22 protein-coding genes and 1 pseudogene are annotated in these 25,656 nt (G+C 64.3%); 11 read left to right on the plus strand and 12 right to left on the minus strand.

The features are described from left to right. Positions 1-174 precede the first annotated feature (174 nt). Complete coding sequence (yghU, locus tag ACVIHF_RS07010; RefSeq protein WP_253609622.1) at positions 175-1,053, plus strand: glutathione-dependent disulfide-bond oxidoreductase; 879 nt, start codon at positions 175-177, stop codon at positions 1,051-1,053. Positions 1,054-1,121: 68 nt separating this feature from the next. Here the strand turns inward: yghU and ACVIHF_RS07015 are convergent, their stop codons facing one another. The 5 genes from ACVIHF_RS07015 to ACVIHF_RS07035 all read right to left on the minus strand — a co-directional run bounded on the left by ACVIHF_RS07015 (position 1,122) and on the right by ACVIHF_RS07035 (position 5,376). Further along, positions 1,122-1,397, minus strand: a complete 276-nt coding sequence (locus ACVIHF_RS07015) for a GNAT family N-acetyltransferase (protein ID WP_069276199.1) — start codon at positions 1,395-1,397, stop codon at positions 1,122-1,124. A gap of 11 nt (positions 1,398-1,408) precedes the next feature. After that, on the minus strand, positions 1,409-2,023 hold the full coding sequence (locus ACVIHF_RS07020; RefSeq protein ID WP_092083295.1) for a flavin reductase family protein: 615 nt from the start codon (positions 2,021-2,023) through the stop codon (positions 1,409-1,411). Between the two features lie 293 nt (positions 2,024-2,316). Continuing rightward, positions 2,317-3,591 carry an acyl-CoA dehydrogenase family protein gene (locus tag ACVIHF_RS07025; protein ID WP_076827195.1) on the minus strand — a complete coding sequence of 425 codons (1,275 nt, stop codon included), beginning with the start codon at positions 3,589-3,591 and terminating at the stop codon, positions 2,317-2,319. 174 nt (positions 3,592-3,765) lie between these two features. After that, a complete protein-coding gene (locus tag ACVIHF_RS07030; protein ID WP_253609620.1) occupies positions 3,766-4,143 on the minus strand; it encodes a VOC family protein in 378 nt (125 codons plus the stop codon). A 450-nt stretch (positions 4,144-4,593) separates the two neighbouring features. Further along, a complete protein-coding gene (locus ACVIHF_RS07035; protein ID WP_253609619.1) occupies positions 4,594-5,376 on the minus strand; it encodes an SDR family NAD(P)-dependent oxidoreductase in 783 nt (260 codons plus the stop codon). 151 nt (positions 5,377-5,527) lie between these two features. On the opposite strand from ACVIHF_RS07035, the gene ACVIHF_RS07040 reads away from it, so the two are divergent. From ACVIHF_RS07040 to ACVIHF_RS07050, 3 genes are read left to right on the plus strand one after another with little or no spacing between them, the layout of a single operon-like run. After that, positions 5,528-6,319: an enoyl-CoA hydratase/isomerase gene (locus ACVIHF_RS07040; RefSeq protein ID WP_018270541.1), complete on the plus strand. Its 792-nt coding sequence runs from the start codon at positions 5,528-5,530 to the stop codon at positions 6,317-6,319. After that, on the plus strand, positions 6,316-7,299 hold the full coding sequence (locus ACVIHF_RS07045; RefSeq protein WP_253609618.1) for a phosphotransferase family protein: 984 nt from the start codon (positions 6,316-6,318) through the stop codon (positions 7,297-7,299). Before ACVIHF_RS07040 ends, ACVIHF_RS07045 begins: the two co-directional genes overlap by 4 nt. A 60-nt stretch (positions 7,300-7,359) precedes the next feature. Next, positions 7,360-7,731: a DUF6285 domain-containing protein gene (locus ACVIHF_RS07050; protein ID WP_229189420.1), complete on the plus strand. Its 372-nt coding sequence runs from the start codon at positions 7,360-7,362 to the stop codon at positions 7,729-7,731. A 191-nt stretch (positions 7,732-7,922) separates the two neighbouring features. Here the strand turns inward: ACVIHF_RS07050 and ACVIHF_RS07055 are convergent, their stop codons facing one another. After that, a complete protein-coding gene (locus ACVIHF_RS07055; protein WP_253609617.1) occupies positions 7,923-8,702 on the minus strand; it encodes an enoyl-CoA hydratase-related protein in 780 nt (259 codons plus the stop codon). Between the two features lie 220 nt (positions 8,703-8,922). Between ACVIHF_RS07055 and ACVIHF_RS07060 the strand changes: the two genes are divergently transcribed. From ACVIHF_RS07060 to ACVIHF_RS07070, 3 genes are all read left to right on the plus strand, one after another. Next, a complete protein-coding gene (locus tag ACVIHF_RS07060; RefSeq protein WP_038388013.1) occupies positions 8,923-10,197 on the plus strand; it encodes an acyl-CoA dehydrogenase family protein in 1,275 nt (424 codons plus the stop codon). Between the two features lie 15 nt (positions 10,198-10,212). After that, positions 10,213-10,692, plus strand: a complete 480-nt coding sequence (locus ACVIHF_RS07065) for a GFA family protein (protein WP_057015736.1) — start codon at positions 10,213-10,215, stop codon at positions 10,690-10,692. 324 nt (positions 10,693-11,016) lie between these two features. Beyond that, a complete protein-coding gene (locus ACVIHF_RS07070; RefSeq protein WP_310885498.1) occupies positions 11,017-11,985 on the plus strand; it encodes an IS4 family transposase in 969 nt (322 codons plus the stop codon). Positions 11,986-12,192: 207 nt separating this feature from the next. Here the strand turns inward: ACVIHF_RS07070 and ACVIHF_RS07075 are convergent, their stop codons facing one another. Further along, positions 12,193-13,773 carry a fatty acid--CoA ligase gene (locus ACVIHF_RS07075; protein ID WP_253609616.1) on the minus strand — a complete coding sequence of 527 codons (1,581 nt, stop codon included), beginning with the start codon at positions 13,771-13,773 and terminating at the stop codon, positions 12,193-12,195. Between the two features lie 280 nt (positions 13,774-14,053). Between ACVIHF_RS07075 and ACVIHF_RS07080 the strand changes: the two are divergent. After that, positions 14,054-14,953: pseudogene (locus ACVIHF_RS07080) on the plus strand (IS481 family transposase); the annotation flags it as partial. Between the two features lie 81 nt (positions 14,954-15,034). Here the strand turns inward: ACVIHF_RS07080 and ACVIHF_RS07085 are convergent. After that, positions 15,035-15,910 (minus strand): SDR family oxidoreductase, encoded by an 876-nt coding sequence (locus tag ACVIHF_RS07085; protein WP_018270548.1) that lies wholly within the window; start codon positions 15,908-15,910, stop codon positions 15,035-15,037. A gap of 100 nt (positions 15,911-16,010) precedes the next feature. On the opposite strand from ACVIHF_RS07085, the gene ACVIHF_RS07090 reads away from it, so the two are divergent. The 3 genes from ACVIHF_RS07090 (at position 16,011) to ppc (ending at position 21,584) form a co-directional block, all read left to right on the plus strand. Then, positions 16,011-16,823 carry a crotonase/enoyl-CoA hydratase family protein gene (locus ACVIHF_RS07090; RefSeq protein ID WP_253609615.1) on the plus strand — a complete coding sequence of 271 codons (813 nt, stop codon included), beginning with the start codon at positions 16,011-16,013 and terminating at the stop codon, positions 16,821-16,823. A gap of 138 nt (positions 16,824-16,961) precedes the next feature. Beyond that, positions 16,962-18,506: an acyl-CoA synthetase gene (locus ACVIHF_RS07095; protein WP_253609614.1), complete on the plus strand. Its 1,545-nt coding sequence runs from the start codon at positions 16,962-16,964 to the stop codon at positions 18,504-18,506. A 270-nt stretch (positions 18,507-18,776) separates the two neighbouring features. Next, the gene (gene ppc, locus ACVIHF_RS07100) at positions 18,777-21,584 is read left to right on the plus strand and encodes a phosphoenolpyruvate carboxylase (RefSeq protein WP_253610066.1); all 2,808 of its coding nucleotides are present in this window, start codon (positions 18,777-18,779) and stop codon (positions 21,582-21,584) included. A gap of 135 nt (positions 21,585-21,719) precedes the next feature. On the opposite strand, the gene ACVIHF_RS07105 is transcribed toward ppc, so the two are convergent. From ACVIHF_RS07105 to ACVIHF_RS07120, 4 genes are all read right to left on the minus strand, one after another. After that, a complete protein-coding gene (locus ACVIHF_RS07105) occupies positions 21,720-22,832 on the minus strand; it encodes an SMP-30/gluconolactonase/LRE family protein (RefSeq protein WP_253609613.1) in 1,113 nt (370 codons plus the stop codon). Positions 22,833-23,002: 170 nt separating this feature from the next. Then, positions 23,003-23,917, minus strand: coding sequence for an SDR family oxidoreductase (locus ACVIHF_RS07110; RefSeq protein WP_018270553.1), 915 nt, complete (start codon positions 23,915-23,917; stop codon positions 23,003-23,005). A 109-nt stretch (positions 23,918-24,026) separates the two neighbouring features. After that, complete coding sequence (locus ACVIHF_RS07115) at positions 24,027-25,166, minus strand: thiolase C-terminal domain-containing protein (RefSeq protein ID WP_253609612.1); 1,140 nt, start codon at positions 25,164-25,166, stop codon at positions 24,027-24,029. Positions 25,167-25,170: 4 nt separating this feature from the next. Next, a complete protein-coding gene (locus tag ACVIHF_RS07120; RefSeq protein WP_253609611.1) occupies positions 25,171-25,584 on the minus strand; it encodes a Zn-ribbon domain-containing OB-fold protein in 414 nt (137 codons plus the stop codon). Between the last annotated feature and the right edge of the window lie 72 nt (positions 25,585-25,656).

A 25,656-nucleotide genomic window follows, 5' to 3' on the forward strand; every position in this document is an offset into this window, starting at 1 on the left:
GATCTTGCGTGCAGGCGCTGCTCCGGCTGCATCCCTCGCAGCGCATTCCGCTGGATAGAAAATGCGATCCGCGGGGTGGGCAAAGCGCAGCCCGCGCACCATCTAGTGCGGACATGGGGATGGGCACGGCGCCGCCGCGCCACCTGGCAAGAACATGAATCGGGAGCCAACGACGTGAATGACATTCCTGCCTACGAGCCGCCGAAAGTCTGGACCTGGAACAAGGAAAGCGGCGGGCGCTTCGCCAGCATCAACCGTCCGATCGCCGGTCCCACCCACGACAAGGAACTGCCGGTCGGCCGCCATCCGCTGCAACTCTATTCGCTGGCGACGCCGAACGGCATCAAGGTCACCGTGATGCTGGAAGAGCTGCTGGCGGCGGGTCACAAGGGCGCGGAATACGACGCCTGGCTGATCAAGATCGACGGCAACCAGTTCGGCAGCGGCTTCGTCGCGGTCAATCCGAACTCGAAGATTCCGGCGCTGATGGACCGCAGCGGGAAGGAGCCGGTCAGGGTGTTCGAGTCGGGCTCGATCCTGGTTTACCTCGCGGAAAAATTCGGCGCGTTCCTGCCGACCGACGTCAAGACCCGCGCCGAAACCTTCTCCTGGCTGTTCTGGCAGATGGGCGCCGCGCCCTATCTCGGCGGCGGCTTCGGGCATTTCTACGCCTATGCGCCGACCAAGATCGAATACGCCATCGACCGCTTCGCGATGGAAGTGAAGCGCCAGCTTGACGTGCTCGACCGCCGGCTCGCCGACAACGAATATCTCGCGGGCCATGTCTACACCATCGCCGACATGGCGGTGTGGCCGTGGTACGGCAGCCTTGCCAAGGGTCTGCTCTATGGCGGCGGCGAATTCCTCTCGGTCCAGGACTACAAGAACGTGCAGCGCTGGACCGATGCGATCGCGGCACGGCCCGCGGTGAAGCGCGGCCGCATGGTCAACCGCACCTGGGGCGAGCCGTCGAGCCAGCTCCATGAGCGCCACGACGCCAGCGATTTCGAAACGAAGACGCAGGACAAGATCGGCGAGCCGGTGGCGTCGTGACGAAACGCGTCATGGCCGGGACAAGCCCGGCCATGACGAAATGACAGCTTTGCCAACCCGCCCTGCGATCACCCCAACAGATCGTCATACTCCGGATGCTTCTTCATGAAGCCCTGGATGAATTCGCATTTCACGACGAGCTTGATGCCCTGCGCTCGGACGGCGTCGAGCGTGGCGCGTGCGAGCTTGGAGCCGATGCCGCGGCCGCCGAGCTCCGCCGGCACCTCGGTGTGAACCAGCGTGATCGTGTCTGGCGTCTTGCGGTAGACCACGAAAGCGGTTGAGCCGTCGACGGCGAGCTCGAACCGGCTCTGCGCTTCGTTGTCGCGGAATGTTTCGCTCATTGTCTGATCCTCTATTTCTTTGCGCCCTCGGCCGCGGGGAACACCACGCGGTCATCGGTGCGGCAGTAGCGGTCGGCGAACATGCGGCCGATCGGGTGGTAGCGCTCCATGTGGACGCGCATCGCCTCGCGGTCCCACAATTCGTCGCGGATGTGGAAATGGATGCCCTCGCCCATGATCAGCTGGCGGTCGCCATTGACGTCGATCAGCTTCCAGGTCTTGCACTCCATCGCGAACGGTGCATCCGCAAGCCGGGGCACCGCGATCTTGCTCGATGGCGCGAGCTTCAGGCCGAGATAATCAGGCTCGCCGACCTCGGGCGGGAAGTCGCCGGAGGTCTCATGCATCGCGCGCGCCAGCGGCTCGTCGGTCAGGTTGACCACGAATTCGCCGAGACGCTGGATGTTGACCAACGTGTCCTTCTCGCGGCCGTCGGGCCGGCGATTGACCGCAAACATGCAGAGCGGCGGATCTTCGCAGAACACGTTGAAGAACGAGAACGGCGCCGCATTGACCACGCCGTCCGCGCTCGTGCTCGTCACCCAGGCGATCGGCCGCGGCAGCACGAAGGAGGTCAGCACCTTGTAGCGTTCGCGCTGGGTGAGGTCGCTTGGGGAATATTCCATGGGAATGTCCGGAAGTTCGTAGGGCGGGTTAGGGGAGCGTAACCCGCCGCGAGCGGACCGCAAAGCAAAAGGCGGGTTACGCTCGCGCGAACCCGCCTTGCAGACTTGCTTGCTTGTTCCTTGGAGCGCTCTTCCCTTACCTCGCCCCGCCTGCGGGGAGAGGTCGGATCGCATCGTCAGATGCGATCCGGGTGAGGGGGATTCTCCGCGAGACTATCTCTCACCGTGCTTTCGGAGGCGGCCCCTCATCGCGGCTTTCTCCCCGCAAGAGCGGGGAGAAGGAGAAGAAGCGACTACGGCATGCTCAGCTCGTGGCGGCCGACCACCATCCAGTGCACCTCGTCCGGACCGTCGGCGAAGCGGAGATGGCGGACGTCCTGGTACATTTCGCCGAGCGGGGACCACTGCGAGATGCCGGTGGCGCCGTGCATCTGGATCGCCTGGTCGATCACCTTGCAGGCGCGCTCGGGCACCATGGCCTTGACCATCGAGACCCAAACGCGGGCTTCCTTGTTGCCGAGCACGTCCATCGCCTTGGCCGCCTTCAGCACCATCAGCCGCATCGCTTCGATCTCGCAACGCGCCTGGGCGATGATCTGCATGTTGCCGCCGAGATGGGCGATCTTCTTGCCGAAGGCCTCGCGGGTCAGGCCACGCTGCACCATCATGTCGAGCGCCTTCTCGGCCTTGCCGATGGTGCGCATGCAGTGATGGATGCGGCCCGGTCCGAGGCGAACCTGCGAGATCTCGAAGCCGCGGCCTTCGCCGAGCAGCATGTTCTCCTTCGGCACCTTGCAATTGTTGAAGCGCAGATGCATGTGGCCGCGCGGCGCATGGTCATGGCCGAACACGTGCATGGGCCCGAGGATCTCCACGCCGGGGGTGTCGATCGGCACCAGGATCTGCGACTGCTGCTTGCTCGGCGCCGCGTCGGGATTGGTCTTCACCATCACGATCATGATCTTGCAACGCGGATCGCCGGCGCCGGAGATGTAATACTTCTCGCCGTTGATCACCCACTCGTCGCCGACGAGCTTTGCGGTGGTCGAGATGTTCTTGGCGTCTGAGGAGGCGACGTTCGGCTCGGTCATCGCGTAGGCCGAGCGGATCTCGCCGTTGAGCAGCGGCTTCAGCCACTTCTCCTTCTGCGCCTTGGTGCCGACGCGCTCCAGCACCTCCATGTTGCCGGTGTCGGGCGCCGAGCAGTTCATGGTCTCGGAGGCCAGCGGGCTCTTCCCGAGCTCGGCGGCGATGTAGGCGTAGTCGAGGTTGTTGAGGCCTTCGCCGGTTTCTGCATCGGGCAGGAAGAAGTTCCAGAGGCCGACTTCCTTGGCCTTGTCCTTGGCCTTCTGCAGGATCGCGAGCTGCTCGTCCGTGAAGCTCCAGCGATTGGTCTTCTTCTCGCCGGCGCGATAGAACTCGACCGACATCGGGTCGACCGTGTCGCGGATGAACTGCTTCACATGGTCGTAGAGCGGGCGGACCTTGTCCGACATGCGCAGGTCATTGAGCTCGTCGCCTGGACTGAGCGTGTAGTTCGTGGTGCGCGGCACATAGGCATGTTTCACTGTCTTTTCTCCCTCGCGAAGGCGCGTTTCGCGGCGGACAATAGACGCGTGCGACGCCAAGCGCGAGTACCGATTTTCCGATCACCTCTACCGTATCGCGGAATTTCGCGACGGCGTTTCAAACGTTGTTTGAACGCCGCCGCGTACAGCGTGAAAGAGTCCGGCGGACGCCGGTTAGCTCATCCGATGCATCGCGCAGATCTTGTTGCCGTCGAGGTCGCGCAGATAGGCGAGATAGAGCTTCACGCCAGAACCTTCCCGTACGCCCGGCGGGTCCTCGCAAGGCTTGCCGCCATTGGCGACGCCGGCCGCGTGCCAGGCCTCGACCTGCTCCGGCGAAGAGCAGGCAAAGCCGATCGTGCCGCCATTGGCGTGCGTCGCCGGTTCGCCGTTGATCGGCTTGGACACCATGAAAATGCCGGCCTTGGTGAGGTACATGATGCGGTGACCGTCAACCCGGGCCGGCCGGACATCGAGCGTGCCAAGCAGCGCATCATAAAACGCCTTGGCCTTGTCCAGATCGTTGGTGCCAACCATCACGTGTGAAAACATCTGAAATATCCTCCCTGCTTGTTAAAAGCCGCCTTATTGCGTCCCTTGCGGCTCAAACGCTAGCAGCAGTTTTGCCACGACGGAAGCGACGCTGCGTCGCGCGTTGTTCTGTCCGTCACTCTGCGGCCGTCATTCCACGCCGCGCAACTGCGCACCCCGCGCGACGCTGCGATCGGCACCGGGCTTTCGCTGCGCCCTCTGCTTTGGAGGAGGCAAGTAAACGCAAGACTCGGACGCAGCGGTGCCGCGAGGATGCGGATGTATGACTCAAGCTCGCGCCACATTCTCGCTGTCGTCCCGGGCAAGCGCAGCGCGACCCGGGACCCATAACCACCGTTGCTCATTGGGTGACGACGCTGGGGCACCAGCTTGCTTCAACAACAGCATTCTGTGGTTATGGGTCCCTGCTTTCGCAGGGACGACAGCGGTAGACGTGGCGGTAGCGAAAACTCAAAACGCCGTGTACCCGCCGTCGATCACAAAGCAATCCGCCGTATGATAGGACGACGCCTTGCTCATGATGTAGACGGCGATGCCGCCGAAATCGCTCGGCTCGCCGAAGCGGCGCAGGGGGATGCGCGGCATCACATTGGCGACGAACTTGTCGTTGGCCATGATGCCGGCGGTCATGTCGCTCTTGATCCAGCCCGGCAGGATCGCGTTCGCGGTGACGCCGTGGCGCGCGAGCTCGACGCCGAGCGCACGGCACAGCGCATTCAGCGCCGCCTTGGTGCCGGCATAGTGCTCGTTGCGCGCGGTGCCGAACAGCGAGGCGAGGCTCGAGGTCGCGACCAGCCGGCCGAACTTGTCGCCGGCCTCGGCGCGGTCGGTCATGTGGCGTGCCGCAGCCTGGAATACGTGAAACACGCCGTCGAGATTGGTCGCGAACATCTTGCGCCATTCCTCCTCGGTGCGGTCGATGAAGGCTCTACGTCCGCCGCCGCCGATGCCGGCGTTGGCGAAGCAGCCGTCGACGCGGCCGAAGGTGTCCAGCGTCGCCTTCATCGCGGTCTTGACCGAGCCGGGATCGGTGACGTCGCAGAATTGCGTCGCGACCTTGCCGGGGCCGGCCTTCATCGAGGCCGCGGCGTTGGCGTTTTTTTCCGCGTTGCGGCCCCAGATCGAGACGTTGCAGCCGGCAGCGTTCAGCGCCTGCGCGATGCCGAGGCCGATGCCGCCGTTGCCGCCGGTGATGACAGCGACGCGGCCGGTGAGATCGAAGATGCCACTCATTGGGGTTTCCATTTGGTTGGGTGCGCGCTAATCACGCGTTCACGGATGGGCTTGCCGCCGACCATGGACAAGCCCGGCACAAAAATCAAATATGGGTCGAAGCATCGACCTACCGCGGTACCCACCGCCGAAACAAGGTGAAGAGGAAACCATGCAGTTCAAACACGTCACGCTCGACTTCGACGGATCGGTCGCGATCCTCAGGCTCGACCACCAGGAAGTCATGAACGCGGTCTCGATCGACATGCTGGGCGGGCTTGCCGAGGCACTCGATGCGATCGACGACAAGCGCGACGAGGTGCGCTGCCTGGTGATCACGGGCGCGGGCCGTGCCTTCTGCACCGGCGCCAATCTGCAGGGCCGCAACCAGCAGAAGCCCGGCAAGAGCAATGCCGGCGCGGCGCTGGAGACCGCGTTCCATCCGTTCCTGCGCCGATTGCGTAAGCTGCACTGTCCGATCGTGACGGCGGTGAACGGCCCGGCCGCCGGCGCCGGCATGAGCTTCGCCCTGATGGGCGACCTCATCCTGTGCGCGCGCTCGTCCTATTTCCTGCAGGCGTTCCGCCGCATCGGTCTGGTGCCGGATTGCGGCTCGACCTGGCTGTTGCCGCGGCTGATCGGCAAGGCGCGCTCGGTCGAGCTGTCGCTGCTCGGCGAGCGGCTGCCGGCCGAGAAGGCGCTGGAGTGGGGCCTTGTCAACCGCGTCTATGACGACGCCGCGCTGATGGAAGAAACCATGAAGCTCGCGCACGATCTCGCCAACGGCCCGACGGTGGCGTTGTCGCTGATCCGCAAGCTCTATTGGGACAGCCCGGAAAATACCCTCGAGGATCAGCTCAATCTGGAATTCGAGTCGCAGCGCCTTGCCGGCAGCGCCGAGGATTTCAAGGAAGGTGTCACCGCATTCCTCGAGAAGCGGCCGGCGAAGTTCAAGGGCAAATGATCGAGACCGAGCTCACCCGCTGCGTCGCCTCGTTTCATCCAGGCGCAACCGGCGTCACCGGCGCGGCAAAACTCTCCGGCGGCGCCAGCCAGGAGACCTGGTCGTTCGACATCGTGCACCCGAACGGCACTGTCGGCGCGATCCTGCGCCGCGCGCCGCCGGGCTACGGTGCCGCTCCGGGCCGCGCCGCCGGCCTCGATGCCGAGGCGACGCTGATGCAGCTCGCGCATGACGCGGGCCTGCCGTCGCCGAAGGTGATGCATGTCTTGAGGCCGGAGGACGGCCTTGGCCGCGGCTTCATCATGGCGCGGGTCGAAGGCGAGACCATCGCGCGGAAAATTTTGCGCGACGAGGAATTTTCCGGCGCGCGGCCGATTCTCGCCCGCCAGCTCGGCCGTGTCATTGCCGGCATCCATGGCCTGCCGCAGGCCAAACTGCCGAAGCTGCGCAGCCTGACCGCGACCAGGGAGATCGAGGATCTCTCCCGCGAGTATCACAGCTTCAACTGGCCGCGGCCGGTGTTCGAACTGGCGCTGCGCTGGCTGCGCGATCACGATCCCGGTCCGTCGTCGGAGACGACGCTGGTGCATGGCGATTTCCGCCACGGTAATCTGATCATCGGTCCCGACGGGGTGCGCGCGGTGCTCGACTGGGAGCTCGCGCATACCGGCGATCCGATGGAGGATCTCGGATGGATCTGCGTCAACTCATGGCGCTTCGGCGAGATCGACAAGCCGGTCGGCGGTTTCGGCACGCGCGAAGATCTGTTCGCGGGCTATGAGGAAGCCGGCCGCAAGGCCGACCCCGAGCGCGTGATGTTCTGGGAAGTGATGGGCACGCTGCGCTGGGGCGTGATGTGTTGCGGCATGATGCAGCGCTTCCGAAGCGGCCCGGATCACTCGATGGAGCGCGCGATGATCGGGCGGCGCGCGTCGGAGACCGAGATCGATCTGCTGCGGTTGCTGGCGCCGCGCGCATGATCCCGAAACGTGGAGACCGGTCTTCGGAATCGATCATGCGCAAGAAAGAGAGCAAGTGACATGCAGGACGAACCGACACCCACCGAACTGATCAAGGCCGTCGCCGACTTCCTGCGCAGCGAGATCGCGCCCGCGATCAAGGGGCACAACGGCTTCAAGCTGCGCGTCGGCATCAACGCGCTCGACCTGGTGACGCGGCAGCTCGCGCTCGCCGAGGCCGGCGATGCGACCGAGGCCGCGCGGCTGAAGCAATTGCTGGGCACCGACGGGACGCTGATGGAGCTGAACCGCGTGCTGTCGGGGAAGATCGCAGGTGGCGAGGTCGATCTGAAAACGCCGGGGCTATCGGAGCATCTCTGGCAGACCACGATGGACAAGCTCGCCGTCGACCAGCCGAACTACGCGTCCTACAAGCGGGAGCTCGGAAAGTAGGATGGGTAGAGCGAAGCGAAACCCATCAGGACCACGCGCCAAGCCTCGATGGGTTTCGCTACGCTCTACCCATCCTACGTCGTCATGACAGGATTGCCGTCATTCCGGGATGGTGCGTCAGCACCAGACCCGGAATCTCGAGATTCCGGCTTCGATGCTTCGCATCGCCCCGGAATGACAGAAGGGACGTGCTACCGCCCCAGCCACTTCGGCGGCCGCTTCTCCGAAAACGCCTTCGGTCCCTCGATGTAGTCCTGCGAGGCGGCCATCGCCTTCACCGCCGGATACTCGCGCTGCTCGGCCAGCGCTTGCTCCAGCGACACTTCAAGGCCCTTCTGGATCGCCTGCTTGGAGGCGCGGATCGACATCGGCGAGTTCTTGGTGATGGTCTCGGCCCAGTGCTCGGCGGCTGCCAGCGCCTCGCCCTGCGGCACCACCTCGTTGACGAAGCCGAGTTCGAGGCCTTCCTTGGCGCTGACATGGCGCGCGGTCAGGATCATGCCCATGGCGCGCTTCAGCCCGATCTGGCGCGGCAGCCGGTGCAGGCCGCCGGCCAGCGCCGCGAGGCCGACCCGCGGCTCGGGCAGGGCGAAGGTCGCATTCTCGGAAGCGATGATCAGGTCGCAGGCCAGTGCAATCTCGAAGCCGCCGCCCATCGCGACGCCGTTGACGGCGGCGATGATCGGCTTGTCGCAGTCGAAGCGGGTGGTGAGGCCGGCAAAGCCGCCCTTGTCCCAGCCGCGCTTGCCTCCGGCGGCCTGCCATTTCAGGTCGTTGCCGGCGCAGAACGCCTTGTCGCCGGCGCCGGTGACGATCGCGACCCACTGCTCGGGATCGGCGGAGAAGTCGTCGAACACCTTGTTGAGCTCGAAATGCGCGTCGATATGCAGCGCGTTGTAGACCTCGGGCCGCGACAGCGTCACGATGGTGATGGGACCCTTGCGCGTCACCTTGGAGAATTTCAGATCCATGTTTGCTCCCGTCGATTTTCTGCGGCGAAGAATATTGCTGATATCCTAGCGCCTGCGCGTCGTTCCGTGCCATCCAATTACGCAAGGCGACCGCGCGCGCAAGCCTCGCTCGCCTGCTTGACTTGGCGACAGGCTTCTCACCTTAATCAATCCGAACGCGGATGCGCGACAGCGTCTAGACGCAAAATCAGAATCAACAATATTTCCGGGAGAGACCGCCTTGGATTTCAATCTGCCGGCTGACCTGACAGCCTATCTCGCCGAGCTCGATCGCTTCATCGAACGCGAGATCAAGCCGCTGGAAGAGGCTGACGACAACATCCGCTTCTTCGACCATCGCCGTGAATGGGCGCGCACCGATTTCGACAAGGGCGGCCTGCCGCGCCATGAATGGGAGCTCCTGCTGCGCAAGGCCAAGAACCTGGCCGATGCCGCCGGCCATCTGCGCTTCGCGATCCCGAAGCGCTATGGCGGCAAGGACGGCTCCAACCTGTGGATGGCCGTGATCCGCGAACATTTTGCCTCAAAGGGTCTCGGTTTGCACAACGACCTGCAGAACGAACACTCGATCGTCGGCAATCTGCCGATCGTGACCATGCTCGACCGCTACGGAACCGACGAGCAGAAGGCGATGATCGACGGCTCGATCACCGGCAAGTACCGCATCACGTTCGGTCTGACCGAGCCCGAGCACGGCTCGGACGCCACCCATATGGAAACCAAAGCGGTTCAGGCCACGCGCGACAACGTCAAGGGCTGGATCATCAACGGCGAGAAGATGTGGACGACAGGCATGCATGTCGCCACGCACTGCGCGCTGTTTGCCCGCACCTCGGGCAATGACGGCGACGCACGCGGCATCAGCTGCTTCCTGGTGCCGGCGAAATCGGCGGGGGTGAAGGTCGAAGAGTATATGTGGACCTTCAACATGCCGACCGACCATCCGCGGGTCAGCTTCACCGATGTGTTCGTGCCGGAGGATGCGCAGTTCGGCGAGGTCGGCCGCGGCCTGTCGCTGGCGCAATGCTTCGTGCACGAGAACCGCATCCGCCAGGCGGCGAGCTCGCTCGGCGCTGCGGTGTACTGCATCAATGAGAGCGTGAAGTATGCCCGCGAGCGCAAGCCGTTCGGCAAGGCGCTGGCGGAGAACCAGGCGATCCAGTGGCCGCTGGTCGAGCTCGCGACCCAGGCCGAGATGCTGCGGCTGTTGATCCGCAAGACCGCCTGGGAGATGGATCAACTGACCCAGGCGCAGGTCGAGCACACGCTGTCCGACCGGGTCTCGATGTGCAATTTCTGGGCAAACCGTCTGTGCTGCGAAGCCGCCGACCGCGCGATGCAGGTGCATGGCGGCATGGGCTATTCGCGCCACAAGCCGTTCGAGCACATCTACCGCCATCACCGCCGCTATCGCATCACGGAAGGCAGCGAGGAGATCCAGAAGCGCAAGGTGGCGGGCTTCCTGTTCGGCTACATGGGAGCCGGCAAGCACTAACGCAGAGGAGGCGGCATGAGCATGGAAGGTGGATGCACCTGCAGAAACGTCCGCTACCGCCTGACCGGCAGGCCGCTGATCGTGCACGCCTGCCACTGCACCTGGTGCCAGCGCGAGACCGGCACCGTGCACGCGCTCAACGCGTTGTACGAGGCCGAGCGGGTTGAGCACATCGCGGCCGAGCCCGAGATCGTCGACACGCCCTCGGCGAGCGGCAAGGGGCAGAAGATCGCGCGCTGCCCCATCTGCAAGGTCGCGGTGTGGAGCAACTATCCGGGCGCAGGACCGGCAGTTCGCTTCGTCCGCGTCGGCACGCTGGACGATCCGAGCCAGTGCCCGCCGGATGCGCACATCTTCACTTCGTCGAAGCAGCCCTGGGTGACGTTCCCGCCGGGCGCGAAAGTGTTCGCCGAGTATTACGATCGGAAAGAGGTCTGGCCGAAAGAGGCGCAGGAGCGGTGGCGCGTCTTGCGGGAGAGGACGGGGAAGAAGTGAAGTGCGACACTCCCTCCACCGTCGTCCCTGCGAAAGCAGGGACCCATAACCACAGTCGGCTATTGGTTGAACGAGATGTGGCCCCAGCGTCGACAGACAATGAACAACGATGGTTATGGGTCCCGGCCTTCGCCCATAGGCGCTAAAATAGGATTTGCGCCTTGGATTCGCTTGTGATTCCAAGATGGAATGGCACACGAATCGCTTGTGAACAAAGATTGGGCGCGCGTTGTCGCCCGACTTGGCGGAGCCGAGGCTCTGAACATTAGCGCGCGCAAGACGAAGGCGTTTGTCCGTCCGCGGGAGATCAGCAATGCGGTCGACTTGCTGCGCCTGATCTTGGCTTATTGCCTTGGTGAGAAAGGGCTGCGGTTGACGGCGGCATGGGCCACGTCGGTTGGGCTTGTCGATATCTCCAACGTGGCTCTGTTGTATCGCTTACGTCAGTGCGGAGATTGGCTGGCAATCTTGGTCGAGCAGGCGCTTGCCGCCGCGGCGCCGAAGGCGAGCCGCGGTCGTCTGATCCGTATTGTTGACGCCACGACGGTCCCCAAGGCTGGGACGAGCGGCAGGAACAAGAACGCAGTGTGGCGTATCCATAGCGCGTTCGATCTTCCGCAGGAGCGCTTTGGTCACTTCGAACTGACCGATCAGCGAGCGGGCGAGACGCTGGATCGGATACCGGCGGTTGCCGGTGAGATCCGTCTTGCCGATCGCGCCTATCTGCAACCGGAGCGCATGGCGCATCTCGTCGATGCCGATGCGGACTTCGTGATCCGGGCCGGCTGGAAGAGCGCGCGCTGGCTCGATGCCGAAGGTAATCTTGTTGACCTCACTGCCGAACTGCGCAACGCCTCGGCGCGTGGCCTGATCGATCGGCCGATTTGGATAAAGCGCAAGTCAGGTGCGCCGCCGCTCGCAGTGCGTCTGGTTGCCGCGAAGAAGCCGGCGCAAGCTGCTGCGGCTGCGCGACGCAAGGCGCGCCGGACTGCACAAAAGGGAGGTCATCAGCTCTCCAGGCAAACACTTGACGCCGCAGATTGGGTGATCCTGGTGACCTCACTCAGGCCAGAGGACTTCACGACTGCAGATATCCTCGCCCTCTATCGGCTGCGATGGCGCATTGAGCTCGGCTTCAAGCGGCTGAAAAGCCTGATTGGCCTGAAGGGACCTCCCGGAACCGACGAGCGGTCCGCCAGACCCCATATCCTCGCTCATCTGCTGATCATTCTATTGCTCGAGCCGCTCGTCGACGAACTCGAAGACTCTCCCCGCTTGGCCGACGCCGCCTGACCCACCCAGTGACGTGGCGTCTGCTGCGCCAGCTCGTAGCTTCGCTACGGCAAGCGATCATTCCACAGCCCGCAATCGCTCTACTCTGCAGAGCCAGTCACGCTCTCCGGCGACATCTACGCGAGCCACCCAGACATAAGCGCCACTATCAGACTATGATCAAACTATCTTAGCGCCTATGGGCCTTCGCCGGGACGACAGCGAGGGCTAATTCACCTGCCGGTCCTTGCCCGCCCAATACGGTTCACGCAGGCTCCGCCGCAAAATCTTGCCCGACGGGTTGCGCGGCAGCGCCGGGATGAAGTCGACCGATTTCGGTGTCTTGTAGCCGGCGATCCGCTCGCGTGTGAAGTTGATGATGTCGGCCGCGGTCGCAGTCTTTCCCGGCTTCATCACCACCACCGCCTTCACCGCCTCGCCCCATTTGTCGTCGGGGATGCCGATGACAGCGGCTTCCGCCACGTCCGGATGGTCGCACAGCGCGCTCTCGACCTCGGCCGGATAGATGTTCTCGCCGCCGGAGATGATCATGTCCTTGATGCGGTCGTGGATGTAGAGGTAGCCGTCACTGTCCATGTAGCCGGCATCGCCGGTGCGCAGCCAGCCGTCGTTGTCGATGGTGCGCGCGGTGGCCTCGGGCAGATTCCAGTAGCCGACCATGTTGGAGCCGGAACGGGTGGCGATCTCGCCGACTTCGCCCGGCGGCAGCGCCTTGCCGTCCGGATCGAGGATCGCAAGCTCGATACCGGGCAACGCCTTGCCGGCCGAGCGCATGCGGTCGAGCCCTTCGATATGGTCTTCCGGCGGCAGCGCGACGATGGTGCCGGTGGTCTCGGTCATGCCGTACATCTGCACGAAGCCGCATTTGAAGACCTCGATGCACTCCTTCAGCAGCGCCGCCGGAATCGGTGAGGCGCCATAGAGCATGTATTTCAGGCGGGAGAAGTCGACCTGCCGCGCGCGCGGCTGCCGCACCACGAACTGCATCGCCGCCGGCACCATGAACAGCTTTGTGATGCCGGACTGCTCGAAGAAGTCGAGCACCTTGGTCGGGTCGAACTCGCGCGCGATTACACCGCGGGCGCCGTGATAGAGGCCCATCACGCCCCAGCCGGAGCCGCCGATGTGGAAGATCGGCATCGCGACCAGCGAGACGTCGTCGGTGGTCCAGCGGTTCCACTCCGGCTTCTCGGCCTCGTTGCCGCTTTGCACGAGGTTGAGGAAATTGGCGTGTGACAGCATCGCGCCTTTCGGCTTGCCCGTCGTGCCCGAGGTGTAGAGCTGGATCGCGATGTCCTTCGGCTCGATCGCAACGCGCGGGTCATCGCCGCCCTGCGCATCGCGCCAGGCGACGAAGTCGGGCCATTCCGGCGCGCCGCCCTCGGTCGTGATGATGGTGCGGACGCTGGGCAGCTTGTCGCTGATGTTGCGCGCCTGCGTGATGAATTCGGGGCCGACGAACAGGACGGGGGCCTTGCAGTCGTCGACGATGAAGGCGACCTCGGGGCCTGCAAGGCGCCAGTTCACCGGCGCCATCACCACACCGGCCTTCATCGCGCCCATCAACAGCTCGAAATAGAAATCGCTGTTCTTGCCGAGATAGGCGATGCGCTCGCCCTTCTCGACGCCCATCGCGATCAGCGCGTTGGCGACGCGGTTGGTCTTGATGTCGAACTCGGCGAAGCTGGTTTGCCGTCCCTCGAATTCATAGGCCAGCGCATCGCCGCGGCTCTTGGCGCGCTCGCGCACCATGTCGGCAAGGTTGGTCAGTTTCGGCGCGTCGGACATGTTCCCCCGTGACGTCTTGTTTTGGTTGCACGGAGTGTGGCGGCATCGCGCGGGAAAAACAATACGGAGGAATTGGCCGCGCTGTTTCAACATCGTCGTCCCGGCGAAGGCCGGGACCCATAACCACGAATCTGTATGTGGCGCGACGCTGGGGCCACAGCGAGCTCAACAACGCGCAGCGGTGGTTTGGGTCCCTGCTTTCGTGTTTGGTCCCTGCTGATTGGTTTGATGGAATCGGTGTAGAACGAGGCGTGGCCTTTGTCAGGGAGCACCTCGGGTCATGGAACTGAGCCTGCACGCGAACGCCACGACGACGCCGAAGACGCGCGCCTATATCCAGCGCAGCAGGAAGTCGGTTGCCGAATTGGCGACGGAACTGGGGGTCAGCGAGACCACGATCTATCGTTGGCGCGACCGCACGACGGTCGAAGATCGCTCGCACCGGCCGAAGAACCTGGTGACCAGCCTGTCGGCTGTCGAAGAAAGGGCGGTTTGCGAGCTGCGGACGTCGCTGCAGTTGCCGCTGGATGACATCGTCGAGGTGATGCAGCGATGCATCAATGCCAAGCTGTCCCGCAGCGCCATTCACCGCTGCCTGCAGCGCAATGGCATCAGCCGGCTCGCCAAGCCTGACAAACCCAAGGTCGGCATCTTCGAGACCGCCAGCATCGGCTTCATCCATATCGACGTGAAGTATCTGCCGTCCCTGCAGCGCCGCACCAGCTATGCCTTCGTCGCCATCGACCGCGCCACCCGCTACGTCTTTGTCGAGATCCATTCCAGGCGGGACGGGGCCACCGCGACCGGCTTCCTCGAGCGCTTCCTGGCCGACTTCCCGCACCAGGTTCACACCATCCTGACCGACAATGGCGCGGAGTTCACCGACCGCTTCGCTGTCGACAAGAAGAACAAGCCGCCCGGGAAGCCTTCCGGCGACCACCCCTTTGATCGGCTCTGCAAGCAGCGCGGCATCCAGCATCGCCTGACCAAGCCTTACCACCCGCAGACCAACGGCCTCGTCGAACGCTTCAACCGGCGTATCGCCGAAGCCATTGGCCGCGAACAAAAGCGCGGCAGCGCCCGGCGGACCTTCATCGACCATGCCGATCGCGACGCCTTCATCGCCAAGTTCGTCCACGACTACAACCGGACTCGCCTCAAATGCCTCGGCTACCAGGCCCCGATCCAGGCCGTTGCTAAACTCACGGGACTGAACACTTTCGCAGGGACAACAGTAGTGATTGAGGAGCAAGCGCGGGCCTCAGCCCCGCGCCGCGCGGTCCTTCTCGTTCTGGGCCTTGATCGACTCGCGCGCCTTGGTCCAGTCGTCGTCGCTCCAGTCGCGCAGTTGGTAGAAATTGCCGCCCATGGCGAGCGCCTGCGCGCCGTCCATGGCGATGGTCTCGCCGTTGATCCAGTCGCAGCCGCCGGAAATCAGGAACACCGCGAGGTTCTGTAACTCCTCCATGGTGCCGACGCGGCCCATCGGGTTCATCGCCTTGGTGCGCGCGCCGGCCTCGTCGCCGGGCTTGATGCGCTTGCTCATGCCTTCGGTCGGGATCTCGCCGGGCGCGATGGTGTTCAGGCGGATGCCGTGACGGCCCCATTCGATCGCAAGCGACATGGTCATGGCGTGGATCGCCGACTTGCTCATGGCCGACGGCACCACGTAAGGCGAGCCATTGCGCACCCAGGTCACGGTGATCGACACCACGTTGCCGCGATGGCCGCCGGCGATCCAGCGCCGGCCCACCGCGTGCGTCACGTAGAAGGTGCCGTGCATTACGATGTTGGCGACCGCATCGAAGCCGCGCGGCGACAGTTCTTCCGAGCGCGAGATGAAATTGCCGGCGGCGTTGTTGATGAGATCGGTGAGCGGACCGCTGGTGGTCCAGATCGCCTCGATCATCTCGTCGACCGCCATGGCGTTGCGGATATCGACGCCGTGGCTGACCACGCGCCCGCCATGCTCGGCCATCAGCTCGGTGGCGGTTTCGTCGCAGACGCTCTTACGGCGGCCGCAGATATGCACCTCGGCCCCGAGCTGCAGGAACCGCGAGGCCATGGACTTGCCGAGGCCGGTGCCACCACCGGTTACCAGTATGCGCCGCCCGGCAAGAAGCTGATCAGAGAACATCGTTTCCTCCACGGGGGTTGTCAGTTAATTGGTCGATTGACTAAAAGCGGACAACGGCCTTTCTGTAAAGCGCCAACAAGGAACAGCGGAGGAGATTTCAATGGAAGATCGCGTTTCGATATCGATTTCGGACGGTATCGCCGATGTCCGCCTGGTGCGGGCGGACAAGATGAACGCGCTCGACGCCGCGATGTTCGAGGCATTGGTCGCCGCAACCGACCGGCTTTCCAGGGAAAAAGCCGTTCGGGTGGTGGTGCTGTCCGGCGAGGGCCGGGCGTTCTGCGCCGGGCTCGACATGGGCCGTTTCGCCGCCATGAAGGATGGCGGTAACGGAGTGCCGGGCGGCGAGAAGCGCGATCTCACCGTCCGCACCCACGGCAGGGCCAATTTCCCGCAGCAGGCGGTCTGGGGCTGGCGCCAGCTTCCGGTGCCGGTGATCGCAGCGGTTCACGGTGTCGCGTTCGGCGGCGGCTTCCAGCTCGCGCTCGGCGCCGACATGCGCTTCCTCTCGCAAGATGCACGGATGTCGATCATGGAAATCAAATGGGGTCTTGTGCCCGACATGGCGGGCACGCCGATTCTGGCGAGCCTCGTGCGCGACGACATCCTGCGCGAGCTCACCTATACCGGCCGCATCTTCTCGGCGCAGGAGGCCCAAAGTTACGGCCTTGCCACCCGCGTCTGCGACGACCCGCGCGCCGCGGCGCTCGAAGTCGCGCGCGAGATCGCCGGCAAGAGCCCGGATGCGATCCGTGCCGCCAAGCGCATGCTCAACAATCTGTCGGTCGACCCGGCGGCCGCGCTGCTCGCGGAATCGGTCGAGCAGCAGAAATTGCTCGGCAGCCCGAACCAGACCGAATCCGTGCGCGCCAATCTGGAGAAGCGCGCGCCAAGGTTTGCGGATGCGGGGTAACGACCGCAGTCATTCCGGGGGATGCGCAAGCATCGAACCATGGTGCGCAATTGCGCACCGGAGAATCTCGAGATTCCGGGTTCGCGCTCTGCGCGCCCCGGAATGACATTTAACCCGACGAAAGATCGGACAACGACAATGGAAACGTCCCAGCTCTTCCTCGGCATCGTCAGCGGCGGTCGCCGGCGCGATCACGCTGCAGTGGCCGAGCGCGCCGACCGTATTGCCAGCGGCCTCAACGAGCTCGGCGTCAAGCCGGGCGACAGCGTCTGCATGCTGATGCGCAACGACATCGCCTTCATCGAGGCTGCCTATGCCGCGATGCGGCTCGGCGCCTATGGCGTGCCGATCAACTGGCACTTCAAGCCGGAGGAGATCAACTACGTGCTGACGGATTCCGGCACGCGCGTCCTGATCGGTCATGCCGACATGCTGCATCCGCTGCGCGGCGCGATCCCGCCCGGCGTCATCGTGCTCAGCGTGCCGACGCCACCGGAAATCCTCGCCAACTACAAGATCAATCCCGATCATCTGGCGACACCGGATTTCGCGATCGATTTCGAAGCCTGGCTGGCGCAGTTCCCGCGCTATGACGGCCCGGTGGTGCCGCAGCCGCAGAACATGATCTACACCTCGGGCACCACAGGCCATCCCAAGGGCGTGCGCCGCTTCGCGCCGACGCCGGAGCAGACCGCCAATGCGGAAGCAATGCGCGCGATGATCTACGGCCTGAAGCCCGGTGCACGCGCGATCCTGCCCGGACCGCTCTACCATTCCGCGCCGAATTCCTTCGGCTTGCGCTCGGGCAAGCTCGGCGGCGCGCTGGTGCTGATGCCGCGCTTCGACGCGGAGGAGTTTCTGCAGCTGATCGCGCGCGAGCGGATCGACACCATCTTCATGGTGCCGACGATGTTCATCCGCCTGATGAAGCTGCCAGAGGAGGTGCGCCGGAAGTACGACAGGTCGTCGCTGCGCCATATCATCCATGCCGCCGCGCCCTGTCCGCCCGATGTCAAGCGCGCCATGATCGAATGGTGGGGGCCGGTGATCTACGAGTTCTACGGCTCGACCGAGTCAGGCGCGGTGACCTTCGCCAATTCCGAGGACGCGCTGAAGAAGCCCGGCACGGTCGGAAAGATCTCGCCCGGCGCCGAGCTTCGCTTCATCGGCGACGACGGCAAGGAGGTGCCGCAGGGCCAGATCGGCGAGATCTATTCGCGGATCAAGGGCAATCCCGATTTCACCTATCACAACAAGGCCGAGAAGCGCGCCGAGATCGACCGGCAGGGATTCATTACCTCGGGCGACGTCGGCTATATCGATGCCGACGGCTACGTCTTCATCTGCGATCGCAAGCGCGACATGGTGATCTCGGGTGGCGTCAACATCTATCCGGCCGAGATCGAGGCGGTGCTGCATGCCGTCCCCGGCGTGCACGACTGCGCGGTGTTCGGTATTCCCGATGCCGAATTCGGCGAGGCGCTGATGGCGGTGGTCGAGCCGCAGCCCGGCGTCGCGCTCGACATCGCCTCCGTCCGCGCCCAGCTGAAGACCGCGCTTGCCGATTACAAGGTGCCCAAGCACATCGAGATCCAGACCAGCCTGCCGCGCGAGGATTCCGGAAAAATCTTCAAGCGCCGGCTGCGCGATCCCTATTGGGAGCGGGCGGGGCGGAGGATCTAGCCCGTCGTCCCGGGCAAGCCAACGGGTCGGCGCGAAGCGCCGCCCGATGACAGGCTCCGCGCGACCCGGGATCATAACCACCAATCTCCGTATTGCGCGCTGCGGTAGCCCCAACTTGCTTCGACCGCAGCCGCCGGTGGTTATGGGTCCCGGGACGACATTGGTGTGTGTGCACCGCCACCAAGTTCATCTTGCGCTGCGGCAAAAAAAGCGCACACTCGGGAGGAGCCGGGCAGCCTCCGGAGTAGCCGAGCCATGTCTCCCCAGGTAATGCCTCCCCAGACCATGCCGCCCGAGACGGAAATCCGCGCCAAACGTGCCGCAGAGGCCAGCCTTCTGGAAGCGACTGCGCAGGAGGAGGATGCGCGGCTCCGGAACGACATCCGCCTGCTGGGGCGCGTTCTCGGCGACACCGTGCGCGACCAGGAAGGGGCCGATGCATTCGACCTGGTCGAGCGCATCCGCCAGACCTCGGTTCGCTTCCATCGCGACGAGGACAAGCTGGCGCGGCGGGAGCTGGAGAGCATCCTCGACGGCATGTCGATTGCCGAGACGCTGCGGATCGTCCGCGCCTTCAGCTATTTCTCCCACCTCGCCAACATCGCCGAGGACCAGAACAACATCCGCCAGATGCGCAGCCGCGGCCCGAGCGGGGCGCCGCGGCCGAGCACGCTGGAACAGACGCTGGTGCATGCCCGTCAGGCCGGCATCAGCCCGGCCGACCTGCGCAGCTTCTTCAAGAGTGCACTGGTCAGCCCGGTATTGACCGCGCATCCGACCGAGGTCCGCCGCAAGAGCACGATGGATCGCGAGATGGAGATCGCCGATCTGCTCGACCGCCGCGAGCGGCTGCAGATGACGCCCGACGAAAGCGAGGCCAGCGACGAGCAACTGCGCCGCGCCGTGGTGACGCTGTGGCAGACCAACCTGCTGCGCCGGACCAAATTGACCGTGCTCGACGAGGTCGCCAACGGCCTGTCGTTCTACGACTACACCTTCCTGCAGGAGGTGCCGCGGCTGCATTGCGCGCTGGAGGACCGCCTGAACAAGGAGGGCGGTGAGGCCGGCGAACTCGCTTCCTTCCTCAGGATGGGAAGCTGGATCGGCGGCGATCGTGACGGCAATCCCTTCGTCACCGCGGAGGTGATGCGCGGCACGCTGCGCCTGCAGTCGAGCCAGGCGCTCAACTTCTACCTCGAGGAGCTGCATGCGCTTGGCGCCGAATTGTCGCTGGCGGCGCATCTCGCCGATGTCTCGGACGAACTGCGGAGCCTCGCCGAGCGTTCGCCCGACACCTCACCGCATCGCAGCGGCGAGCCGTATCGTCTGGCCGTTTCGGGCATCTATGCACGACTTGCGGCGACGGCCTCTCGGCTCGAGGTCGAGACCACGCGGCCGCCGGTCGGCAAGGCCGAGCCCTATGCGCGCGCCAGGGAATTCCAGGCCGATCTCGACGTGCTCAACCGCTCGCTGATCGCGAACAATTCCAGCGTGATCGCGCGCGGCCGGCTGCGGCTGTTGCGGCGGGCGGTGGATTGCTTCGGCTTCCATCTGGCGCGGCTCGACATCCGCCAGAACTCGGCGGTGCACGAGCGCACCATCGCCGAACTGTTCGACACCGCCAATCCTGGGATGTCCTATCTGGCGCTCGGCGAGGACGCCCGCGTCAGCCTGCTGCTCGGCGAGCTGCGCAATGCGCGGCCGCTGGCCTCGCCCTTCGTGAAATATTCCGAGGAGACCCAGAGCGAGCTCGCCGTGTTCCGAGCCGCGGCCGAGGCGCACGCCAGGTTCGGCCCGGAGGTGATCTCTCAATGCATCATCTCGATGTGCCAGGGCATGTCCGACATGCTCGAGGTCGCGGTGTTGCTGAAGGAGGTCGGGCTCGTCAACCCGTCCGGCCGCAGCGCCGTCAACATCGTGCCGCTGTTCGAAACCATCGAGGATCTGCAGGCCTCCAGCGGCATCATGGACCGCATGCTGGTGCTGCACGACTATCGCAAGCTGGTCGACAGTCTCGGCAGCGTGCAGGAGGTGATGCTCGGCTATTCCGACAGCAACAAGGATGGCGGCTTCGTCACCTCGGGTTGGGAACTCTACAAGGCCGAGATCGGCCTCGTCGAGGTGTTCGAGCGCCACGGCGTGCGCTTGCGGCTGTTCCACGGCCGCGGCGGTTCGGTCGGCCGCGGCGGCGGCCCGAGCTATGACGCGATCATCGCGCAGCCCGGCGGCGCCGTGAACGGCCAGATCCGCATCACGGAGCAGGGCGAGATCATCTCGTCGAAATACTCCAATGCCGAGGTCGGCCGCAGCAATCTGGAGATCCTCGCGGCTGCAACGCTGGAAACCAGTCTGCTGCAGCCTCGGCAGAGCGCGCCGCGCCCCGAATATCTCAAGGCGATGGAGGAGATTTCCGCGCTCGCCTTCAAGGCCTATCGCGGCCTTGTCTATGAGACCGAAGGCTTCGCCGATTATTTCTGGGGCTCGACCGTCATCAACGAGATCGCGACGCTGAACATCGGCAGCCGCCCGGCCTCGCGCAAGAAGACCCGCGAGATCGAGGACCTGCGCGCCATTCCGTGGGTGTTCTCCTGGGCGCAATGCCGGCTGATGTTGCCGGGATGGTATGGTTTCGGCAGCGCGGTCGAGAGCTGGATATCAGAGCATCCGGAGCAGGGCATGGCGTTCCTGCAGGAGCTCTATCGGGAATGGCCGTTCTTCCGCACGCTGCTCTCCAACATGGATATGGTGCTGGCGAAGAGCTCGATCGCGATCGCCTCGCGCTATGCCGAGCTGGTGCCTGACGTCGCGTTGCGCGAGAAGATTTTCGGCCAGATCCGCCGCGAATGGCACCTGTCGATCGAGACGCTGCTCGACATCATGGGGCACGACCGGCTGCTGCAGGGCAATCCGCTGCTGGAGCGCGGCATCCGCAACCGCTTCCCTTACATGGATCCGCTCAATCACGTGCAGGTGGAATTGCTGAAGGAGTATCGCGCGCAGAACCCGGACGAGCAGGTGCTGCGCGGGATTCAGATCACGATCAACGGGATTTCGGCGGGGCTGAGGAATAGCGGCTAGCTACGCTGTCGTCCCGGCGAAGGCCGGGACCCATAACCACGACCGGGAGTGTCGTGAACGATGTGGGCCCCAGCTTTCTTCAACAACCAACTGCAGTGGTAATGGGTCCCGGCCTTCGCCGGGACGACGGTTAGATCAGCAGTTGTGCGCGCCCTTCGTCTCGACATAGACCGCGTAGAGCGACTGGCTTGCCGTCATGAACAGGCGGTTGCGCTTCTTGCCGCCGAAGGTGAGGTTGGCGCAGGTCTCCGGCAGCAGGATCTGGCCGATCCGCTGGCCGTCGGGCGCAAACACCTGCACGCCGTCATAGCCCGGTCCGACCCAGCCGGCGCCGACCCAGATATTGCCGTCGATGTCGACACGCAGGCCGTCCGGGAAGCCTGACTTGCCGTCCAGCGTCATGTCGATCAGCGTGCGCGGGTTGGAGAGCTTGTCGCCGTTGAGGTCGTACTGCCAGACGATGTTCTTGGCATTCGGATAGTGCGTGATGCCGGTGTCGCAGACATAGACCTTCTTGTAGTCGTGGCTGAAGGCGATGCCGTTCGGCTTGAACGGCTCGTCGGCAACCTTGGTGATCTGACCGGTCGCAGCATCGATGCGATACACGGCTTCCTTCTGGTAGGGCTGCTTCGATCCCGTGTTGGCCAGTTGGCCCTCATAGATCGAGATCGCGCCGTAGCCGGGATCGGTGAACCAGATCGACTTGTCGTTGGGATGCACGACCATGTCGTTCGGCCCGTTGAGCTGCTTGCCATTGGCCTGCTCCGCCAAGGGCGTGACGGTTCCGTCGTGCTCGTAGCGCACCAGCCGGGTGCGCTCGGCGGTGATCTGGCGGCCCTCGAAATCGAAGGTCGAGCCGTTGGCCTCGTTTGACGGCTTGTGGAATTGCTCGGAGATGTGGCCGTCATCGTCGAGATAGCGCAACTGCCGGTTGGCCGGGATATCGCTCCAGACCAGATACTGGCCCTGCGCGTTCCAGGCCGGGCCTTCCGCCCACAGGCAGCCGGTGTAGAGCCGCTTGATCGCGGTGTTGCCGACCTTGGCCTTGAAGCGCTTGTCGTCGATCACGACGATGTCTGGATCGGGATAGCGCTGCGGCTCCGCGTTGGGGCCGAAGTCGCGCGCTGCGGCATCGGATGCGGCCATCGCGGTTGCAGCAAGCGCGGTTGCACCGCGCAAGATTGTCCGACGGTCGAACGCCTTCGCACCGTCGCCCTCGTGTTTCTGAATGTTGCTTGGATTTGTCACGAAAGTCCTCCCAGGCTTTTTTGTTATCGGGAGGACGATCATACCCCCGCAATTCTGGCACAATGCGGGCACGCCATGATGAAACAACCAAAGAGTGTGTCGCCCCCGCTGTTTCGCGGAGGCGACTAGTTCATAAATCTGTCAGATCAGATCGGAGGATCAGATCAAGTTCAGATCGGATCCCAGGTGAAGACGTCGGCCGAGCGGTCGAGCTTGGCGAACGATCCCTTCAGCGCCGGCATGCCGTGTTCGGCAATGGTCTCGGGCGTCCAGCCTTCGCCGCGATGCACCGAGCGCACCGGACGATGCTGGCCGAACAGGAAGATCTCGTTCATGCGCACGCCGAAGATCTGTCCGGTGACGTCCTTGGCCGCGTCCGAGAGCAGATAGGCGCAGACCGGCGCGATCTTCTCCGGGCCCATCTGCTTGATCTTCTCGACGCGCGCCTTCTCGGCGTCGGTCTCGGTCGGGATGGTGCCGATCATGCGGGTCCAGGCGAACGGCGACACGCAGTTCGAGCGCACGTTGAAGCGGCCCATGTCGAGCGCAATCGATTTCGACAGGCCGACGATGCCGAGCTTGGCGGCGGCGTAGTTGGCCTGGCCGTAATTGCCGATCAGGCCGGAGGTCGAGGTGAAGTGCACGAACGAGCCCGACTCCTGCTCGCGATAGATCCGCGCCGCGGCGTGGCTGACATAGAACGAGCCCATCAGATGCACCTTGATGACGGCCTCGAACGCTTCCACGCTCATCTTGTGGAAGATCATGTCACGCAGGATGCCGGCATTGTTGACGACGCCGTCGAGCCGGCCGAAATGATCGGTCGCGGTCTTCACGATCTTGCTGGCGGGAATGGCTTCCGCCACCGACTCGAAATTGGCGACCGCGGTGCCGCCGCGCTTCTTGATCTCCTCGACCACCTCCTCGGCGGGCGCGGCACTCGTGCCGGCGCCATCGGCGGCGCCGCCGGGATCGTTGACCACGACCTTGGCGCCTTCCGCCGCGCAGAGCAGCGCGATTTCGCGGCCGATGCCGCGCCCCGCGCCGGTGACGATGATGACTTTATCCTGCAGTGATTTTGCCATGTCGGTTCTCCTGGTTTGCTCTCCGTCATTCCGGGATGGTGCGAAGCACCAGACCCGGAATCTCGAGGTTCCGGGTTCGCGCTTCGCGCGCCCCGGAACGACGGAGTTGTTACTTCTCGTTCGTAAAGATGATCGTGCCACTTGCGGCGAACATGCCGCCGACGCCGTGGCAGACCGAGATCTTTGCGTTCGGCACCTGCGCCGGCGCGATGCCGCGCATCTGCCGCACGCTCTCCTGCAGCGCGTACATGCCGTACATGCCGGAGTGCATGTAGCTGAGGCCGCCGCCATTGGTGTTGAGCGGCAGCTTGCCGCCGGGGCGGGTGTTGCCGTCGGCGATGAACTTGCCGGTCTCCTCGTACGGCATGAAGCCGAGGTCGCCGAGGCCGTAGAGCGGCAGATGCGCAAATGCGTCGTAGATCATCAGATGATCGACGTCCTTGTGGGTGATGCCGGCCTCCTTGAAGGCCAGCGGCCCTGCCACTTTGAAGGCGCGCGATGAGTCGAACGTCTTCATCTGGCTGACCATCGGCGTTTCCACGCTCTCGCCGGTGCCGAGGATGTAGACCGGCTTGTTCGGGAAATCCTTGGCGCGGTCGGCTGAGGTGAGGATCAGCGCGCCGCCGCCGTCGGTGACGAGGCAGCATTGCAGCAGCCGGAGCGGATAGGCGATCATCCGCGAGTTCAGGACGTCGGCGACGGTGATCGGATCCTTCATGGTCGCGCGCGGGTTCTTCGCCGCCCATTCGCGCTGCACGACGGCGACCATCGCAAGCTGCTCATGCGTAATGCCGTGCGTCTTCATGAAGCGCAGCACGGGAATCGGGAACATGCTCGGCGGCCCGTAGACGCCGAACGGTGCTTCGAACTGGCCGTTGAGGCTGTCGGCGGGCGTGAAGCGCGGCTGCTTGCCGATCATCGACTTGCCGCTTTCGGCATGCGTGATCAGAACGGTCTTGCACAGGCCGGCCTCGATCGCGGCGGCGGCGTGGCGGACGTGCAGCATGAAGGAGCAGCCGCCGACCGAGGTGCCGTCGACCCAGGTCGGCGTGATGCCGAGATAGTGCGCCATCTGCTGCGGGGTCTCCACCGCGGTAGCGAAGCCGTCGATGTCGGACAGCTTCAGGCCGGCGTCCGCGATCGCATTCAGCGCCGCGTCCGCGTGCAGCTGGATCTGCGACATGTTCGGGATGACGCCGAGTTCGGTGGTTTCGGCCGCACCGACGACGGCAACCTGGTTCCTGCGCATTGCGTTATCCCTTTGCCGGACGGAACAAAGGAAGCGTGATCTTGTCGTCGAGCGCCTCGAAGGCGACCTCGAGCCGCATGTCGAGCTCGAGCGCTTCCGGCGTCTGCGGACAATCGATGATGTTGCTCATCATGCGCGGGCCCTCGTCGAGCTCGACGACGGCGATCGCGTAAGGCGGCGTGAAGCCGGGCGCGGCGGGACGGTGGTTGATGACGTAGCTGTAGAGCTTGCCCTTGCCGCTAGCCTTGAAGATCGAAACCTTGCGCGAGGCGCAGGAGGGGCAGAACGGCCGCGGCGGAAAGTAGACATTGGCGCAGGCATCGCAGCGCTGCAGGCGCAGCTCGCCGGCCTTGGCGCCATCCCAGAAATGCTGGGTCTCCGGTGTCGGTTTTGGTTTCGCGCGCGCGGGCTCGGCCATGTCTGATGTCTCCTCCCGAAATCGTTACAGTCTTGATGCGACATTGAACCAAGGCCCGTCAACGGTCCATCC

Source organism: Bradyrhizobium sp. USDA 4506 (genome assembly GCF_054058795.1).